20 protein-coding genes are annotated in these 18,488 nt (G+C 28.2%); 19 read left to right on the forward strand and 1 reads right to left on the reverse strand.

The genetic code is table 11. From position 1 onward, the window contains the following. The first annotated feature begins 108 nt into the window (after window positions 1-108). The 16 genes from ACJJVK_RS12325 (at window position 109) to ACJJVK_RS12400 (ending at window position 14,653) form a co-directional block, all read left to right on the forward strand. Window positions 109-1,002: a DUF4238 domain-containing protein gene (locus tag ACJJVK_RS12325; RefSeq protein ID WP_405566320.1), complete on the forward strand. Its 894-nt coding sequence runs from the start codon at window positions 109-111 to the stop codon at window positions 1,000-1,002. Window positions 1,003-1,126: 124 nt separating this feature from the next. Next, window positions 1,127-1,753: a hypothetical protein gene (locus ACJJVK_RS12330; RefSeq protein ID WP_179377352.1), complete on the forward strand. Its 627-nt coding sequence runs from the start codon at window positions 1,127-1,129 to the stop codon at window positions 1,751-1,753. Between the two features lie 137 nt (window positions 1,754-1,890). Continuing rightward, complete coding sequence (locus ACJJVK_RS12335; RefSeq protein WP_405566322.1) at window positions 1,891-2,763, forward strand: hypothetical protein; 873 nt, start codon at window positions 1,891-1,893, stop codon at window positions 2,761-2,763. Window positions 2,764-2,902: 139 nt separating this feature from the next. Continuing rightward, the gene (locus tag ACJJVK_RS12340) at window positions 2,903-3,478 is read left to right on the forward strand and encodes a hypothetical protein (protein ID WP_405566323.1); all 576 of its coding nucleotides are present in this window, start codon (window positions 2,903-2,905) and stop codon (window positions 3,476-3,478) included. 4 nt (window positions 3,479-3,482) lie between these two features. After that, a complete protein-coding gene (locus ACJJVK_RS12345; protein WP_405566325.1) occupies window positions 3,483-4,298 on the forward strand; it encodes a hypothetical protein in 816 nt (271 codons plus the stop codon). Window positions 4,299-4,519: 221 nt separating this feature from the next. Continuing rightward, complete coding sequence (locus ACJJVK_RS12350) at window positions 4,520-5,038, forward strand: RidA family protein (RefSeq protein ID WP_405566327.1); 519 nt, start codon at window positions 4,520-4,522, stop codon at window positions 5,036-5,038. A 157-nt stretch (window positions 5,039-5,195) separates the two neighbouring features. Beyond that, window positions 5,196-5,795, forward strand: a complete 600-nt coding sequence (locus ACJJVK_RS12355; protein ID WP_405566329.1) for a hypothetical protein — start codon at window positions 5,196-5,198, stop codon at window positions 5,793-5,795. Between the two features lie 142 nt (window positions 5,796-5,937). Next, entirely contained in the window at window positions 5,938-6,321 is a 384-nt protein-coding gene (locus tag ACJJVK_RS12360) for a hypothetical protein (protein ID WP_405566331.1), read from the forward strand. A 5-nt stretch (window positions 6,322-6,326) separates the two neighbouring features. Further along, a complete protein-coding gene (locus tag ACJJVK_RS12365; RefSeq protein WP_405566333.1) occupies window positions 6,327-6,623 on the forward strand; it encodes a CPCC family cysteine-rich protein in 297 nt (98 codons plus the stop codon). Between the two features lie 158 nt (window positions 6,624-6,781). Continuing rightward, window positions 6,782-7,525, forward strand: a complete 744-nt coding sequence (locus ACJJVK_RS12370; protein WP_405566334.1) for a hypothetical protein — start codon at window positions 6,782-6,784, stop codon at window positions 7,523-7,525. A gap of 165 nt (window positions 7,526-7,690) precedes the next feature. Beyond that, window positions 7,691-8,572, forward strand: coding sequence for a hypothetical protein (locus tag ACJJVK_RS12375; protein ID WP_405566335.1), 882 nt, complete (start codon window positions 7,691-7,693; stop codon window positions 8,570-8,572). 161 nt (window positions 8,573-8,733) lie between these two features. Continuing rightward, the gene (locus ACJJVK_RS12380; protein ID WP_405566305.1) at window positions 8,734-9,615 is read left to right on the forward strand and encodes a hypothetical protein; all 882 of its coding nucleotides are present in this window, start codon (window positions 8,734-8,736) and stop codon (window positions 9,613-9,615) included. A 161-nt stretch (window positions 9,616-9,776) separates the two neighbouring features. Then, window positions 9,777-10,427 carry a hypothetical protein gene (locus tag ACJJVK_RS12385; RefSeq protein WP_405566337.1) on the forward strand — a complete coding sequence of 217 codons (651 nt, stop codon included), beginning with the start codon at window positions 9,777-9,779 and terminating at the stop codon, window positions 10,425-10,427. Between the two features lie 311 nt (window positions 10,428-10,738). After that, window positions 10,739-11,188 (forward strand): T9SS type A sorting domain-containing protein, encoded by a 450-nt coding sequence (locus ACJJVK_RS12390; RefSeq protein ID WP_405566339.1) that lies wholly within the window; start codon window positions 10,739-10,741, stop codon window positions 11,186-11,188. Between the two features lie 164 nt (window positions 11,189-11,352). Further along, the gene (gene recG / locus ACJJVK_RS12395; RefSeq protein ID WP_405566341.1) at window positions 11,353-13,449 is read left to right on the forward strand and encodes an ATP-dependent DNA helicase RecG; all 2,097 of its coding nucleotides are present in this window, start codon (window positions 11,353-11,355) and stop codon (window positions 13,447-13,449) included. 10 nt (window positions 13,450-13,459) lie between these two features. Next, window positions 13,460-14,653: a serine hydrolase domain-containing protein gene (locus ACJJVK_RS12400; protein WP_405566343.1), complete on the forward strand. Its 1,194-nt coding sequence runs from the start codon at window positions 13,460-13,462 to the stop codon at window positions 14,651-14,653. A gap of 55 nt (window positions 14,654-14,708) precedes the next feature. Here the strand turns inward: ACJJVK_RS12400 and meaB are convergent, their stop codons facing one another. Continuing rightward, window positions 14,709-15,800, reverse strand: coding sequence for a methylmalonyl Co-A mutase-associated GTPase MeaB (meaB, locus tag ACJJVK_RS12405; RefSeq protein WP_405566344.1), 1,092 nt, complete (start codon window positions 15,798-15,800; stop codon window positions 14,709-14,711). Window positions 15,801-15,978: 178 nt separating this feature from the next. Between meaB and ACJJVK_RS12410 the strand changes: the two genes are divergently transcribed. Genes ACJJVK_RS12410 through ACJJVK_RS12420 form a run of 3 tightly spaced genes read left to right on the forward strand, consistent with a single transcriptional unit; the run spans window position 15,979 to window position 18,425 of the window. Next, on the forward strand, window positions 15,979-16,536 hold the full coding sequence (locus tag ACJJVK_RS12410) for an RNA polymerase sigma factor (protein WP_405566346.1): 558 nt from the start codon (window positions 15,979-15,981) through the stop codon (window positions 16,534-16,536). Then, a complete protein-coding gene (locus tag ACJJVK_RS12415; RefSeq protein ID WP_405566347.1) occupies window positions 16,520-17,083 on the forward strand; it encodes a hypothetical protein in 564 nt (187 codons plus the stop codon). The genes ACJJVK_RS12410 and ACJJVK_RS12415 overlap by 17 nt, the downstream gene beginning before the upstream one ends. Further along, the gene (locus ACJJVK_RS12420; RefSeq protein WP_405566349.1) at window positions 17,064-18,425 is read left to right on the forward strand and encodes a hypothetical protein; all 1,362 of its coding nucleotides are present in this window, start codon (window positions 17,064-17,066) and stop codon (window positions 18,423-18,425) included. Before ACJJVK_RS12415 ends, ACJJVK_RS12420 begins: the two co-directional genes overlap by 20 nt. The last annotated feature ends 63 nt before the right edge of the window (window positions 18,426-18,488 follow it).

Raw genomic sequence — 18,488 nt, forward strand, 5'->3', positions numbered from 1 at the left:
TTACTTGCGAAAGTCCTCGCGGACTTTCTTTGTCAGTAATTATTTACTAAATTAGTTGCTTGAAACACGCAACAAACCATATACAACAACGTTAGCAAATATTACCAATTGAACTTAACCAAGAAAACTCACCATAATCCTTGTTTCTGGACAGCTTTTTGGAACTTTGAATATCTAACTCAACAGAGGAAAAAACATTCAACTCCAGAAAGACCAAGAGAAGTAGTTGTAAATGTTTTAAATTTATCTATTAACAAAATTTTAGTTGATAAAACGAAAAACATATTTTATAAGAAACACATTGGACTTGCTGATTTAACTCCAAAAGGAGTTATTGAATACACGAAAAAAAATAATCCAGACCAGCTTGAAAATATTGAAAATTATTACGAAAATGATAAATCTGAATTAGTTCTTGATTTTGAAAATCACTTCACTTTGATGGAAGATTCATATAAAAAACACTTACTTGAATTAATTCTTTCACAATCTATTACAATAGAAACTAAAACTTACATAACTTTTTTTATTTTTTTTCAGCTTATTAGAAATCCATTATCGTTAGAAAGTTTTATAAAAAAATTTAAAAAAGAGAAAATGGAAAAATTTGAATTTTTCATTTACCTTACTGAAATTCTTAAAAATCCTGACCGCTTTAGAAGTCAGATAGTTCCAATTTTTGTTCCTAATTGGAAAATTTATATTATTTCAAATAATATTTTTCCACTTTCTGACAATCCAGTTCTTGTAAGAAACAATCATCTAATGGTAGCAATTGCACCGAATATTATGATAGAATTAGATATGACAGAAAAACCAAAAGAAATTAATGAACCTAAAATTACAAGAAAAATATCAAAATCAAAATACAGAGAATTTATAAACCGAACAATTAGAAATTCATCAAAAGAAATAATTTTTGGAAACTTTGAATTATTAAATGAAATAAGAAATTCAAGAAGATATAAAAATCATTTGAAGGAAATAAAAAACATTTGCTAACACCGTGTAAAAAAAATTGCTAGTTTTAGCATACTTACGAAAATCCTCTCGGATTTTCTTGGTTAGTGTTTTATTTAGTAAATTTATTGCTTAAAACACGCAACTTTCATTACACAAACACGTTGTGCGTCATTTAAGAGCAGAACGGAAACAAGAATTAATAAAGAAAATGAAACCTGATTATCTGAAAATAATTATAGATTCTTTCCCTGAAAATCTAAAATCAGATGTTATAATGGTTTTCAATATTATTCCTTTGGAAAGTAAATATAAATTTGATTTAATAAGTTCTGATTCCTATGACGTAAAAGTTAGCGGAGAATTATTAAAAATCCCAACAAGAATTTATTTTGACCAACCAAAACCGCAAAACGAAAATCAACTGACGGAAATACAGAAAGATATTTTAAATTGCTTTTTTACCAGACATCATAATGGATTTATAAGAGAAAAAAGGTTAAATAAAATATCTGAAAAATTAGAAAAATGGAAAACACCATTCCTTGTTCAATTATTAGGAGAATATATTTATGAATTGTTTCCGATTATTGACGAGAAAGTGAATAACGACACATTGGAATTTTATAAAGAATTTAAAAATGAGAACCCAATATATTGGCAACAAACCGAAAGTCGAATAGCAAGTTATTGGAATGAATATTACAGATATAAATTCCCGAAATTAAAAGACTATTTAGGAATTGAAATTATTAACCGAATAAAAAAAACGAACGCACAACACCGTGTATAATTAATTGCTTTATTGAGCCTACTTGCGAATATTCCTGCGGAATATTCACGGGTTCGTTAAAGTTTGCTAAATTAGTTGCTGAACCACGCAACTAACCATACACAATCACGTTGTGTGTAATTAAAAAAACTCTCGAATTGAAAAAAATAACCGGTATTTTATTGATAATTAGTTCTTTGTTTTCTTGCAAGAATTCGAATATAGAATCAATTAAATTTGAGAAAAAGTTATTATCTAAAATTAAGGAAAATGGAAAGAAATTTATTGAATCAAAAGAAAAAAAATATTTAGATTTTAAGGAATTAACTGAATTTGAGTGGGACTTTTTTAAATATGTTTCAGGAAATGAAAGTGTTCCAGTTCTAAAAGACGAAATCAAATGCGACTTAAATTTAGGTTTTGAAACGAGTGATTTAAATATAAATAAATCAAGGTTTTACTTCTTTAAAAACAATAAGTTTATAAAGGAATTAGAGATAAGTCACAATGACAAAGTTCATTTTCATTTCTCAAATTACTGTTCAGAAAAAGAATATTATGAAAATAAATTTATAGCAACAAACAATTCTGAAAAATTTGAAAACTCAGAAACTATATTACACCCATTTTGCGAATCAAGAATATACAAAAGTGAACAATTAATTGAATATTATGATTATAAATTTCTTGTTTCAAGTCTTGTAACAAAAGACAAAGGAAAAACTTACGAATATAATATTGCCGAAGAAAAACTGACTGACTCTATAGGAATTGGCAAAGTTTTTAATAAAAAAATCAATAATGAAAATGGAGCAATAAAAATATCTTTTGACATTATAACAGATAGAACAAACAAACCGAAAAATTTTATATTCGTGAAAGAAAATAAGATATTAATAAATCCAAATTTCTCTGAGAATTGCTATAAAAATTCTGGAGAAAATGAAATTTTTCATTGTGAATATGAATTTTTGGAAAATGAATTTAAATCAACAGAATTTGAAATAAAAACTACACACAACACCGTGTAAAATTAATTGCTGGTTTTAGCCAACTTACGAAAGTCCTCGCGGACTTTCTATCTGTGATTTATTTACTAACTTTAGTGCTTAAATCACGCAACTAATCTTACACAAACACGTTGTGCATAATACCTGAAAAAGAACAAGAATGCAAAGAAAAAACATTGAAATAAAGAGCGATTTTGAATACTATTCAGATTTGACTTATGGTGAAAAATCAGTTAAAGAGAACCCAATATTACTAGAACAAAAAATCACTCATAAAGATTGGTTAACAAATAAATCAAATGTTGAGCATAGAAATATTGGTGAGAAAATTGACTTAACAGTAGAAAGAAAAAAAAGTTTTTACAAGTATGGTATAAAGTTAACTTGTAAAGAATTCACAAAAGAACCATATTTCCGTTTTGACTCTGATGGCCCTGCACATAGAAATAAACTGAAAGAAATTCCACTTTCTGAGCAAAAAATAACAACACCGCATTTTAATTGTTTTAATAAAGAAGGAATAGCAATTGCGTACAAAACGGATGCTCTTAAGAATGAAGGAAATTCAAAAGCAATTGTAGAAAATATAGAATTTGGATTAAGTCATTTTTTTCAGGAAACAAATATTAATCAAGATAAGGGAAATGAAATTCCTGAAATTGAACTAAAAGTTCCAGAACTTTTTGAGGATAAAACAGAAACCGACCCTTTAAATGGAGTCAATTTTATAAATTAGCCTGATGGAAAAATTATTAGATATATTTAACGCTGTAAAATCTGACTTTTGTGAGTTAACAACTTATAAAGTAAGAAATAATAGCATTGAAATAATTACACCATTTTCAACTTTAAACGATAAATTTGTTTCTGTTTTTGTAAAATATTCACAAAATCAATTAATAATTTCAGATGGAGGTTGGATTGACTTAAATTACTATGAAGTCAATATAAATGAAGAATCTGAAGCAATAATTGATAGAGTTACTTCATACTATCTTCAGAGCTATCAAATAAATACTACTTCTGACAATGCTGGTACATTATACTATTTTAAAATTTGTAAATCTTTAGAAGAAATTTCTTCTGCAGTTTTCGATTTATCAAACTTCATTGTTGGAGTTGTTAATGCTTTAGGTATTACTTATAAAGATGAAAAAGAAGAGAAAGAAAAAGAAACTTTTAGACAAGATGCAAACTCATTTTTAGTTTCAAATTTTAACGATAATGTAAGGTTAAGAAAATCTTTAGATGATTTTACAAATATTAAATTTAATGCAATTATAACCAAAGGTTCTGAATTGAATTTAATTACATATGTAACAGGCTCTACACCATATTATTTTGAAAATGCATTAAGTAAAACTATTGTTAATTATGAAATTTCCGAAAAATCAAAATACAATTCTTTTGTAAAAGAAAGAATTTCAATAATTAATGATTTAGCTAATGGTTATCATCCTGAAAAATCAAGAAGTATATTAAACTTATTAGCAGAAAAAACAACTAAGGAACCAATTAAGTGGACTGAAAAAGAACAATTATTAGAATATATTTAAAAAGTACTATGCACAACACTGTATAAACTTTATTGCTGGTTTTGGCTCACTTGGGAAATTCCTTCGGAATTTCGCCGTTCGTGTTTTATTTAGTAAATTCATTGCTTAAACCACGCAACAAAGCTTATACAACAACGTTGTGCTTCATACTGAAAACGAAACGAATATTAAAAACGGGAAAGCCGAAAACCGAGAAAAGTAGGCACTAAACAAAGAGAATTATGAAAAGAATAACCAACCGATTGACTTTACTCGCAACACTTTTTGCATTGACTTTTGGATTCCAAAGTTGTGAACAAAAACAAAAGGAAGAAACTAAAGAAGTAGAAAAAGAAGTAATTGTTGAATCTGAAAAACCTGAATATTTTCTCTTGCGTCCAGAAGTAGAAAAAGCATACGGATATTCACACGCTGTTAAAATTGGAAATAGCATTAAAATTTCTGGAGCAGTTAGTATGGACAATGAAGGAAATCCAACTGCTGTTGGAGATATAGAACAACAGATGAAAAACTGTTATGCTGATTTAGAAAAAATATTAAAACACTTTGGTTGCACATTTGACGATGTTGTAAAAGAAGACATTTTCACAACTGATATGGCTCAAATGCTAGAAAAATCAGCATATCGTGCTGAAATTTATAAAAATGGATTTCCTACTGGTTCTTGGCTTGAAGTAAAAGGATTAGCATTACCTGAATTTATGGTTGAAATCGAACTTGAAGTACATAAATCGGAATAAAAAGTACGAAAGCACAACACCGTATAAAATTAATTGCTGGTTTTAGCCAATTTACGAAAGTCCTCGCGGACTTTCTATCTGTGATTTATTTACTAACTTTAGTGATTAAACCACGCAACTAATCTTATACATCAACGTTACCCAACATTTACCAAAAATGCTACGACAGATTAACATTCAACTCATTGACAAAATAAAAAAGCCGATAGAAGGCAACCGAATTTTGAGTGGAATAATGAATGTTTTAGTAATTATTCTTTTTCCAATAATTTTGATTGTTGGAATTATAATAATGATGTTTGTTGGAATATTTGCTTTTTTTCAAAGACTATTTTTTAAATCAGAAACTGAATTAGAATTAGAAATTGAATCGTCTAATATTGAGCAATGGAATATTTTTACAAACTTTAACGGAATAAGTATTTATCAAAAATATGTTAGTGAAATCAGATTTGGACCAGCATATCTGAATTTGAAGAGCGAACCGAAAATTGAATTTTTAGAGAATAAGCTGTTTGGAGATTGGTTTTTTACTTATTCTAATGGAATTTTACTTCAACAATGGAATACGACTAAAAAACCAAATACAAATCTGATTTTTATCGGAATTGACAATCGTGAAGTACAAGTTTTGGAAAAAAATATTCCTTCTGTAAATTGGAAAATAGTAGAAACGAAAGATAAAACCTTGGAATTGAATTGTGATACTGGAAAAGAGGTTTTGACTTATAAAATAGAAATAAAAAACGTTGGGTAACACCGTATAAAAATAATGCTTAGTTTAGTGCTTAATCAAGAGTCCGTGCACTTTTGTTACGTCTGATTTTCCTTCGGAAAATCCTCGCACACAAAACCGCACTATTCTTATACATAAACGTTGTATGCAATTTAACCAAACAATGAACGAAAGGACTCAAGAAATAATAAATCGCTTCGAAAAATCTTGGAATGACACTCTTGAGAGATATCAAATGTTGATTAATAATGGTGGATTTGACAAATGGATTCCAATACGTGACTTAATAATCAAAATGAAAGAAAATGGAGATTGGAAACATTTTAGAATTGGAACATCTATGTTTACGCTAATTTTTTCTCGTTCTGTAGATTTTGGATTACGGACTGACCAAAAGCACGTGAAAATAGAAACTCTGAATTTTAATGATTATGAAATTACATTTAGAGATGCGGATAAATTATATCGTGAATACAGAATTTCGGACTTGAATGACATTCGACTGACTAAATTACTAAAAACCTTAAAAGGAACATTAATTGACTGAATCAAATGAAGTGGAAATGGTATAAACCAAAGAGTTCAAAACCTAAATATCAATGTCCTTGTTGTGATTATATTAGTTTACCAGAAAGAGGCAATTATTTAATTTGTCCAATTTGCTTTTGGGAAGATGACGGAATTGACATTAATGAACTTGATGTTAATTCTGGACCAAATCATATAACTTTAAGAGAAGGAAGAGAAAACTTTGTGAAATATGGAGCGTGCGATTTAAAGATGGTTAAAAATGTAATCTCTCAAACAGGCCGAAAAAGTTTTGAATTAATAAAACGAAATCTAAAATAAAAACTGCATACAACAACGTATAAACTTTATTGCTATTTATAGCTCACTTGGGAAATTCCTCCGGAATTTCGCCGTTCGTGTTTTATTTAGTAAATTAACTGCTTAAACAACGCAACAAAGCTTATACAACAGCGTTAGCTCTAATTTAAAAACAAACTATGAAGTTCCTTTTAATACTATTAAGTTTTGTGATTTTCATCTCTGATAGTGGTAAAATATCGGAATTAAAAAATAATCCGATTCCAACGAAAGAAAATGTTCGGAATTTTAAAAGTTGGAAACCATTAAAAGTCTTCAAAAAAAACGGAGAAAACCATTTTGAATGGACTGATGAAAGATGGGACAAAAAAACTGATTTCAAATTTGAGATAGAACCAACAAAAGAAAATAGAACTTACTCCTCTCGTCCAACAAGTTCTCTAAAAGTAAAAAACGGTTGGTTAATTGGCTTTAATAAAGGCGAATGGAGTGGAGCATTATTTTGGTTCAGTGATAACGGAAAAGAAAACTATCTCATAAAAGAAAAAAATGTTCATAACATACTTCAACTTGGCGACCGAATTTATATTACTCAAGGTCTTGCGCATTTAGGTGGAGATTTCGGAACAGTAAGCGAAATAGCATTTAATAAGAAAAAATGGCTTGTGGCTAAAACGGAAAAATTAAGTGGATGTCCTTTTCAATCAATTGTTTTTAATGACAAACTTTTGATTTTAACAACTAAAAATATCGTGGTAGCCAATTCTTATTTAGAACTGACTGAAAAAGTAGAGAACGGATTTTGGTCAAGTTTATATCCAAATTCTGTGATTACAGACAAGAATAATGCTTATTTTGGAATGCGTGGCGGAATTTTAAAAGTTAATCTTGAAAATGGAAATAAAGATTGGTTAACGGAATAAAAACTAGAGCTAACACCGTATATAATTTATTGCTAGTTCTAGCCTACTTACGAAAATCCTCGCGGATTTTCTATTCGGTATGTATTTGCTAAATTAGGTGCTTAAAACACGCAACAAACCATATACAACAACGTTGGCAAACATTAATCAGAACCCGATAAAACAATGACAGAAGGAGAATATTTTGAAGATTTCGAAGAAATAAGTTTGACGGAATTAAAAGAAATCGGTTTAACTAATGTGCCAGAAAATATATCTATTCAAATTTTTGAAAATAATTTTCCTCAATGTTATTTAACGAGAGCTGGAAATCAATTAAGCATCAGAATTGAAGAACATATTTATACCAAATATTGGTTTCATAAATATCACGCTTCTGTTTTTGCAAATGCAATGATAAAAGCAATAAAAAGATTAACAATTGAGGGAATACCATTTTCAGACGAAGAAATTGACGAAGAAGACGAAGTACATATTTTCGTAAGGTGGACACTTAATGAAAATTCTGATATTGAATTTGAGAAATTTATCGAGAATATTAATACAGCTTTTGATATAGTTTTTGAGAGAGCTAATTCAATGCTTGAAAATTCGGATAGTATTTTAATACTTGGAAAAGACACAGGAGAAGGACTTGAACTACTCAAGCGAATTCAATCACATCTTGAAAATTTAGGGTTTTACACATATATTATAAAAGAACAACCAGATATTATTGGAGAAAGTGTAATGCAAAAAGTTTTGCGTTTCGGACTTTCTTCTCGTTATGTGATTATTGAAAATAGTGAACCAACAGGACATTTATACGAATTTCCACATATTACAAAATTTGCGGAATTGACATCAATCGTATTGCAAAGAAAAGGAGAAGGAGCAACTTGGATGTTTGAAGACCTCTATCACAAATTAAATAGTATAAAGAAGTTTGAATACACGAATGAAACTTTAGAGGAACAAATAAATCAAGGAATTGATTGGGCTGATAATTATTTAAAAGAATTTGGAAATTATCAAAAGGAAAATCTACCTTGGATGAAAAAAAAATAACGATTTGCCAACACCGTGTATAATTAATTGCTTGGTTTTAGCCAATTTACGAAAGTCCTCGCGGACTTTCTATTTGTGTTTTATTTGCTAACTTTAGTGCTTAAAACACGCAACTAATCATACACAAACACGTTGGCAACAATAAAAAACCCGAACAAATAATGAAATTTAGAATATTAATTTTAACATTAGGAATTATCACATTTAATTCTTGTCAATTTAATCAATCAGTAAATACAGACTTAATTACTGGCGCTTATTCAAGAGGAGATGGAATTGGAATTGATGACATTAATATTGAAATCAATGGAAAAATTGAGAAGAGAAATGAATATGTATTTGGGGAAAAAGTAAATCTAATTTTTAACAATATTAATGGATTAACAAAGACAGAAAATAAAACTTTCCCTGGATTATCAATGTATATTGTAAAAAACGAAAAAGATACTGTTCTTTCAAATCCAAACTTGTTGAAAAGTTTAGATAATGGAACTGACCTTTCCCCACTTCAATTACAAGCAAACTTTAGAACTGCTTTGCCTTATCAGAATGAAGAAAAATATAAAGTTTTCGTTAATATTTGGGACAAAAAAGGAGATGGAAAGTTCACTTATGAATTACCCTTTACTATAAAAGAAAATGATTTACTTAATATTGAAAACAAAGGAATTGAATATTCACAAATATACTTGTGGAATGAAACACTTAAACAGCCAGTTTTTGACCAAAATGTGAATACTGAAGATTTATTAATATTAATACTTGATGACATAAGTGGTTTGGAATTAAGCAATGAAAAAGTTTTCCCAATTTTCTCAATTGAACTTATAGATAATAAAGAAAATAAGATAATATCAAATCCGAATTTATTAAGTGATTATGAAAACGAAGGAGTAAATCCAGAAGACTTAAAAAGTCAATTAACTGCAAAATTAACTTTTACGAAAGGAGAAATAAATAATCCTTGTAAATTAATTGTGAAATTAAAGGACAAAAATTCAGCGAAAGAAATTAACATAAGAACTGAATTAAAAATAAATTAAAGTTGCCAACACCGTATATAATTTATTGCTAGTTCTAGCCTACTTACGAAAATCCTCTCGGATTTTCTATCTGTGATTTATTTGCTAACTTTAGTGCTTAAAACACGCAACAAATCATATACAAACACGTTGCCACCAATTAGAAAAAAAATCGCATATAAATGAATAATCCTGAAATTTTTGAAGGAACTACAGTAAATGAAAGACTCTATTTATCTGGAAAGATGAATCAGTTTGAAAAAGCTATCAAAAAAGATAACAGGAATATTGCGTATAAAATTTTAAGAGAGCTGAAAGTTGACGAACCTTCAATAATTTTAACAGTTGGTTACACAAAAGAAAATATGAAATATCCAAATGCTTGGGATTTTCCGAATGAAAATTCTAACAAACTGAAAAATGAAAATAATGCAACTTTGGAATATTCAAACCTATATGAAATTGGAATGGGAGCACCAATAAGCGGAATTTGCAAACTCAATAGAAATGGAGAAAATACTGTTCTAATTGGAAATAATTGTGGTGGACCTGGACTATGGAATGAATCTGGACTTAGAATAGCAATTCCAATTTGGGAAAATTCGTTTTTTAAAGGAAAAATTCAGAAAATAGGAATATTTGACTTGGAGAAAAATACTTTAACTAAATATAAAAAGAAATTTAGAGTTTTAAATTTAGAGACATTTAAGAAAAATACAATTAAAGGAATTGACAGTCCAATTCATAGATCTAAAAATGTCGAATTTAACATTGAAAATGAAAAAATTGAGAAAATTATCGAAATAAAAATAACTGGTGGCAACACCGTATAAACTTTATTGCTGGTTTTGGCTCACTTGGGAAATTCCTTCGGAATTTCGCCGTTCGTGTTTTATTTATTAAATTCACTGCTTAAACAACGCAACAAAGCTTATACAACAACGTTATGCTACATTAGACCAATGAGACAAACATTATTACTTTTAATTGGAATTTTAGTTTCCACAACAACTTTTTCGCAGAACAAAGCGACTGAATTATACACTTCTGGAAATTCGAATTTCAAATCGGGAAACTTTCAAGAGGCAATTTTAAATTATACCGAATTAATGGAATTGGTGGACGATAAATCTGTCCGAAAAACTTGTTTTATAAATCGTGGACTTTCNTATTTACATCTAGTGCATCTCAAGAAAAGTTAACTGCAGAAGATTTAACAATGTTAACCTTTACTTTTTTACCTGTTGAAGCAAACACAACTGAGTTAGATTTAGAAATTTCTGATGTAAAGTTTACAAAAGTTGCTGAAGAGGGTCAAGTTATCGAAAAAATTGATACCTTTGAAAATGAGTTTATGGCTTATCCTAATCCTTCTAAAGGAAATGTAAACTTATTATTATTCAGTGAAACTGATACAGAAGCTACTGTAACTTTAACAGATATTACTGGTAAAGTGATTTATAGTAGTAAAACTCAGTTAAATGCTGGTAAAAATGAATTAGATTATAACTTTAAAGTTAAAACAGGAGTTATGTTATTACAAGTAACTTCACCAGAAACTGATTACGGAACATCTAAAATTATTTTTAGATAGTTAATTATAAAATAGTCAATAGTTTGAGTAATTTTTAGGGGTATTAATTAACACTATTGATTCCAAGAGAGCTGATTTATCAGCTCTCTTTTTTTGTTTAAAATTCTTGAAATATAAAAATATGCAATGATTTATGTATTTTCGTTATTCATATATTTATCAACTTGAATTTAGATTACCCAATTACATATATAAAAGGAGTTAGTGTACAAAGAGCAACTTTGTTTTACACAGAATTGGGTATAAAAACTTGCAATGATTTACTTAACTTTTTTCCTTTTCGATATATAGATAAAACTGCTTTTTACGCAATAAAAGACTTACAACCTAACTCCTCTGAAGTACAAATTGTAGGTAAAATTACTAATGTAAAATCTGTAGCACAAAAAAGAGGAAGTAGGTTAGTAGCTACTTTTCAAGATACTTCTGGTACTATGGAGTTGGTTTGGTTTAAAGGTCAAAAATGGATAAAAGATTCCTTAAAAATTGGAGTGCCTTATGTGGTTTATGGTAAGCTGAATCATTATAATGGTAATTTTAGCATTCCACATCCAGAAATGGAATTGGTTGAGGAATACAAGAAAAAGTTGCAAACTAAAATGCAACCTGTATATCCATCCACAGAAAAATTAACCAATTCAGGAGTATCAAATAAATTGATACGAAATTATATTCAGAGTTTATTACAACAATTTTACGATGGAATTCAAGAAAGTTTATCCGTTGAAATTATTATCGATTTTAAGTTGATGCAAAAACGTGATGCACTCTTAAATTTACATTTTCCTAAAAATCAAGAGCATTTAGCTAAAGCACAATATCGTTTAAAATTTGAAGAGTTATTTTTTATTCAATTGCAATTAGTCAGAAAAAAACTAGTGAATAAAACTAAAATAAAAGGTTTTATTTTTGAAAATGTGAGTGACTATTTTAATGGTTTTTATAAAAATAATTTACCTTTTAATTTAACAAATGCACAAAAAAGAGTACTTAAAGAAATTCGAAAAGATGTAGCTTCTGGTGCACATATGAATCGTCTTTTACAAGGTGATGTTGGTTCTGGAAAAACTATTGTAGCTTTATTAACGATGTTGTTGGCTTTAGATAACGGATTTCAGGCTACAATTATGGCACCAACAGAAATATTGGCAAATCAACATTTTATGGCAGTTTCTGAACTGTTAGAAGGAATGGATATTAATGTAGATATTTTAACAGGATCTGTAAAAACTAAGAAACGAAGAGAAATTCACGCTAATTTAGAAGATGGATCTTTACATATTTTAATAGGCACACACGCGTTATTAGAAGATAAAGTAAAATTCAAAAATTTAGGAATTGCTATAATAGATGAGCAGCACAGATTTGGAGTAAAACAAAGAGCAAAACTTTGGTCTAAAAACAATCTGCCTCCACACATTTTAGTAATGACAGCAACTCCAATACCAAGAACATTGGCAATGTCTGTATATGGGGATTTAGATATTTCTGTGATAGATGAATTACCACCAGGAAGAAAAGAAGTAAAGACAGTGCATAGATATGATAGCAACAGATTGTCTGTTTTTAAATTTATGAAAGATGAAATTGCAAAAGGTAGGCAAGTTTATATCGTTTATCCTTTAATTCAAGAATCTGAAGCAATGGATTATAAAGATTTGATGGATGGTTATGAAAGTGTTTCTCGCGAATTTCCATTACCAAAATATCAAATAAGTATTGTGCATGGTAAAATGAAACCCGCAGATAAAGAATATGAAATGCAGCGTTTTGTAAATGGTGAAACACAAATTATGGTTGCCACAACTGTAATAGAAGTTGGTGTAAATGTACCTAATGCAAGTGTAATGATTATTGAGAGTTCAGAACGTTTTGGGTTAAGTCAATTGCACCAATTAAGAGGTAGAGTGGGTAGAGGAGCAGACCAAAGTTACTGTATTTTATTATCGAGTTTTAAACTTTCTGCAGAAGCAAAAACACGTTTAAAAACAATGGTAGAAACTTCTGACGGATTTAAAATTGCTGAAGTAGATTTAAAATTACGTGGACCAGGAAATATAATGGGTACACAACAAAGTGGTGTTTTAAATTTAAAAATTGCTGATGTTGTAAAAGATTCTCAGATTTTAGTTTCTGCTAGAAATACTGCTATTGATGTTTTGCAAAAAGATGCTAATCTTTCTCGTAAAGAAAATGAACCTATTTGCAAAGCTTTTGTTAAAATGTCTAAATCTTCTAAAATTTGGAGTAATATCAGTTAAGTTTGCATTTGTGAAAGAATATGGCACCAAAATATCAATTTTATTAGGATTAATTTTAAGCATTAGCTTTTTTGCTTACGGTATTTATGAACCAAAAAAGGATAAAGAAGTCCCTAGAAAGCTTGTTGTAGAAAAAGTAGAAAAGAAAATTGCTGTTCCTGTTTCTTATTATCCGAAGGAAATTACTGAAAAAGTAAACCATAAATTAGATTCTTTATTAAAACGAATTAACAAAAGGCACGATTTTCACGGATCTGTTTTGGTAGCTAAAAACAAGAAAATAGTTTATAAAAATCAAGTTGGGTATACAGATTTTAGAAAAAAAAATCCTTTAAAAGAAGAGTCTGTATTTCAATTAGCATCTGTAAGCAAACAGTTTACTGCTGCTGCAATAATGCTTTTAAAAGAAAGGGGTAAAATTCAATTAGCAGATACTGTTAATACTTTTTTTCCAAGTTTTCCTTATAAAAATATTACCATACAAAACTTACTAAATCATACATCTGGATTACCAAAATATTTTTGGGTTGCAGAACATGAATGGAAAGAAAATAGACCACCAACAAATACAGAGTTGATGCAATTATTACCCACTTCTAAAGCACAGCGTTTTTTTAAACCTGGTAGAAATTTCGATTATTCTAATACAGGTTATTTTGTTTTAGCATCTATAATAGAAAAAGTTTCTGGAGTTCCTTTTAATGAATTTTTAAAAGAGAATATTTTCGATCCTTTAGAAATGAAAAATACTTATGTGTATAGTTATCAGAATGATACTGTAAGAGAAAATCAATTAATTGGCTATCGTTTGTACAGAGGTTGGCGACATTTAAAAATTGGAAATACGATAAATGATGCCATTGTTGGCGATAAAAATGTGTATTCTACTCCAGAAGATTTATTTAAATGGACGTATGCTTTAAATACTAATCAATTACTTTCTAAAGAATCTTTAGAGTTAATGTATACCAAAGGAGAAACTATTTATGGTAAAAAAATACCTTATGGTTTTGGTTTTAGATTGGATAGAAATAACGATAAAAACATTTATCATTATGGAAAATGGAATGGTTTTAGCACTGCACTTACAAATTATTTAGAAGACGATTTAGTAGTTATTGTTTTAGAACATACGAGTTATAATTCTTTAAAATATCTAAACCGAAAAATTAAGGAGATTGTTTCTAAAAACTTAGAAGTTTAATCAGTTTTCAAAAATTTCTTAAAAAAGAAAAATTCACTCATAATATCAAAACTATTTATGGGATTTCTTCTTTTGAATTCGACAAATTAATCAAATTTTTAGCAGCATTAAAAGGTGTGGTTTTTCCTTCTTCTAAATTTTTTATTTCTTTTTCTAAAGCCAATTTTATTGTAGTGTTATTGTAAAAATTATCTTTTAATTGTTGCTCAATAGTAGCCAAAAGCCAATATTTATTTTGATTTTTTCTTTTGATGTTAAAATGGTTATTCTCTTTTGTAAGAGAAATGTAACTGTTTATCATTTCATCAACCTTATCAATTCCTAAATTATTTAAGGCACTTGCAGTAAGTACTTTGGGTTGCCAATCGTTTTCTTTTAAAGGATATAAATGCAAAGCTCTATTGAATTCAACTTTTGCAATTTTTGCATTTTTTTCATTATCACCATCAGCTTTATTGATTACAATTGCATCTGCCATTTCTATAATTCCACGTTTTATACCTTGCAATTCATCACCTGCACCAGATAATTTTAAAAGCAAAAAGAAATCTACCATAGAATGTACCAAAATCTCAGATTGTCCAACACCTACAGTTTCTATCAAAATGGTATCAAAACCAGCAGCTTCGCATAAAATAATTGTTTCTCTTGTTTTTTGGGCAACTCCACCTAAAGAAGAACCAGAAGCAGAAGGTCTTATAAAAGCATTTTTATCAGTAACTAATTGCTCCATTCTAGTTTTATCACCTAAAATTGCACCTTTATTTACAGAACTACTTGGGTCTACAGCTAAAACAGCAACTTTTTTGCCTTTGTTGGTTAAAAACTTTCCATAAGCTTCAATAAATGTACTTTTTCCAACTCCAGGTACACCTGTAATTCCTATTCTAACAGAATTATTTGCGTAAGGCAAACAGTGTTCAAGAATTTTATTTGCTTTTTTTTGATGTTTTACATTTGTGCTTTCTACCAAAGTAATGGCTCTGCTTAAAAAAGGAATATTGCCTTCTAAAATTTTGGAAACAAATTCATTAACAGAGTTTTGCTTTGCTCTATTCAGTTTTATTTTTTCTGCACTTATAGAATTGGTAGTTTCTGGTTGAGAAACTCCTTTTTTTTCTTTTGTAGAAAACAATTTTTTATCCATTGTAAAAGGTATTATGTAAATTTATAAAAAATAAATGCAAAGAGGTTACGATTTTTAGTGAAGTAAATAAACTTTTTCTAACCATTTACTTTCTGTAAATTTTAAACGATTAAAAAATAAATTTAAGTTTTTTGCAACACAGCTAAAAAAGTATCGTCTATAAGGCAAGAAAGTATTAATGAGTTCAACCAAACAACTACATCAACCTATTATTGATCAATGCAAAGACAATAATGCAAAAGCGCAAATGCAATTGTATAATTTGTATTGTAAAGCAATGTTTATCATATCCTACAGATATGTAAATGATAAATGTGTGGCAGAAGACATTATGCAAGAAGCATTTATAAAGGCGTTTAAAAATATAAATAGTTATAGAAATGAAGTGCCTTTTGGGGCTTGGTTAAAAAGAATTGTAATTAATCAAAGTATTGATTATTTAAAGAAAAAGAAATTAGAATTAGTATCTATAAATGATGAAGTTACCACTAAAGTGGATGAGGAAGATTGGAAGGTTGATTGCAGTATTTCTATAGATGATATCGTAAAAAAAATAAATAATTTAAAGGATAAATATAGATTGGTTTTAACCTTGTATTTGTTAGAAGGTTATGATCATCAAGAAATATCGCAAGTTTTAGATATAACAGAAAATACATCTAGAACTCATTTACTAAGAGGTAAAAAGTTATTGAAAGAGCAGTTAAAAAACACGAATTATGCAGCAGGATATTAGAGAAAAACTAAAAGATTTTAAAGGAGATAATATTGAATTGTCAAAAAAACATAGTAATAAATTTGAAGCTTTATTACAGCAAGAATTACATCAAACAAAACCTAAAAACAAAACTTTTTTATGGCTATCAATAGCAGCTTCAATTTTATTGTTGGTTAGTTTGGGTATTCAGTTTTATCCATCAGAAAATATGGAAGAAGTTCCTACAAAAAATAATACTAAAGAGATAACTTTAGGTAATATATCACCAGAATTTAATACTATAGAAACTTATTATATTAATAGTATTAATCTAGAAATTAGTCAACTAGATTTATCCGAAGAAAATAAAGATATCGTAGATGGCTATTTATTAAAGATTGCAGAACTAACAAAAGAATACAAAACATTAACCAAAGAGCTCAATACAAATGGGGTTAATGACGCAACTATAGATGCACTAGTTCGTAATTTGCAATTACGTTTACAGCTTTTACAACGTTTAAAAAAGCAATTAAAACAACTCAAAAATTTAAATACAACACAAAATGAAACACAGTTTATATAAACATATTATCACCTGTATTGCTATTGGTTTTTTAGGAACCACATTTGCACAAAAGTTTGATAAAAAGTTTACAGAAAATTTTAAAACCAATAAAGATGTAGAAGTTGCTATAAATGCATCGAATACAGATATTAATGTAACAATTTGGAACAAAAATGAAGTACAAGTAGAGGCTTTTATAGAAATTGAAGGAATCTCTAAAGAAGAAGCAGAAAAGTATTTTAAAGACTGGAATTTTGAAGCTTTAGGAAATTCTAAAAAAGTAAAAATTACTTCTAAAGGCAATAATACTTTTAACTTTAAAAACGACTTTGTTTTTTTTGATAATATGAATTTCGATTTTGAAATGCCAGAAGTGGATTTTTCAGGAATGAAAACTATAGTTTTACCTGATATGGATTTTGATTTCGACTTTGATTTAGATCTAGATTTTGATAATATTTTTGATGATTTAGATAAAAATATGGGTAAAGATGGTAAATATGAATTCAGATGGAAAGACGATGATTATGACATAGAAATCAACTCGAAAGAAGAATGGGAAGCTTTTAAGAAAACCAAAGAATATGGAAAACTTAAAAAGAAACTTTCTTTAGACAAAGAGAAAATGCGCAAAGAATTAGCTGAATCTAAAGAAAAAATGAGAGTGGAATTAAAGAAGGTAAAAGAGGAATTTCAAAAAGTTGATAAAGAGGAAATTAAAAAGCAATTAGAAAAAGCAAAAAAAGAGCTTAAAAAAATGAAATTTCATTTTAACTCAGAAGATGAAGATTTAATTATTAATGGTAAGAAAATAAACATTAAAAAAAGATTAGAAATTAAAGTTCCAAAAGAGGCTACTTTTAATTTAAATACACGCCATTGTAAAGTAAAATTACCAAATACAGTTGCCTGTGGTAATATAAAATATGGTTCTTTTGATGCAAATAACTTAAATAAAAGCGAATTAACTATAGATTATTCTCCTGTAAATATTAATAATTTAAACGCTTGTACTTTATTTTTAAACAATGTAACTGATGCTAAAATAGCATCAGTTACAAATACAACTATGAATAATAATTCATCTGGTGTACATGTGGTAAAAGTGAACAATAATGTAAGTTTATCAAACAAATTTGGTGAATTGATGATCGATAGTTTTCATCCTAATTTTGGTGAGTTTTTATTAAACCTAAGTCAATCTAATGCTACAATAATTCTAGGTAATGTGCCAAGTAAGTTTAAATATGAAGTAAATAAAGTAAAATTAGATAATAAACAGGTTACCAAACCAATTACCAAGGTTACAAATAATTTAATAAAAGTTACAGGAGATTATAGTAGTATTGTAATCGAATAATTTAATTTTTATTTACCAAACTTCTAACAATTTCCATTTCGTTATTCTTCTTAAAGTGTCTAT

It is taken from the genome of Polaribacter sp. Asnod6-C07 (assembly GCF_045063625.1).
Classification (GTDB): domain Bacteria; phylum Bacteroidota; class Bacteroidia; order Flavobacteriales; family Flavobacteriaceae; genus Polaribacter; species Polaribacter vadi_A.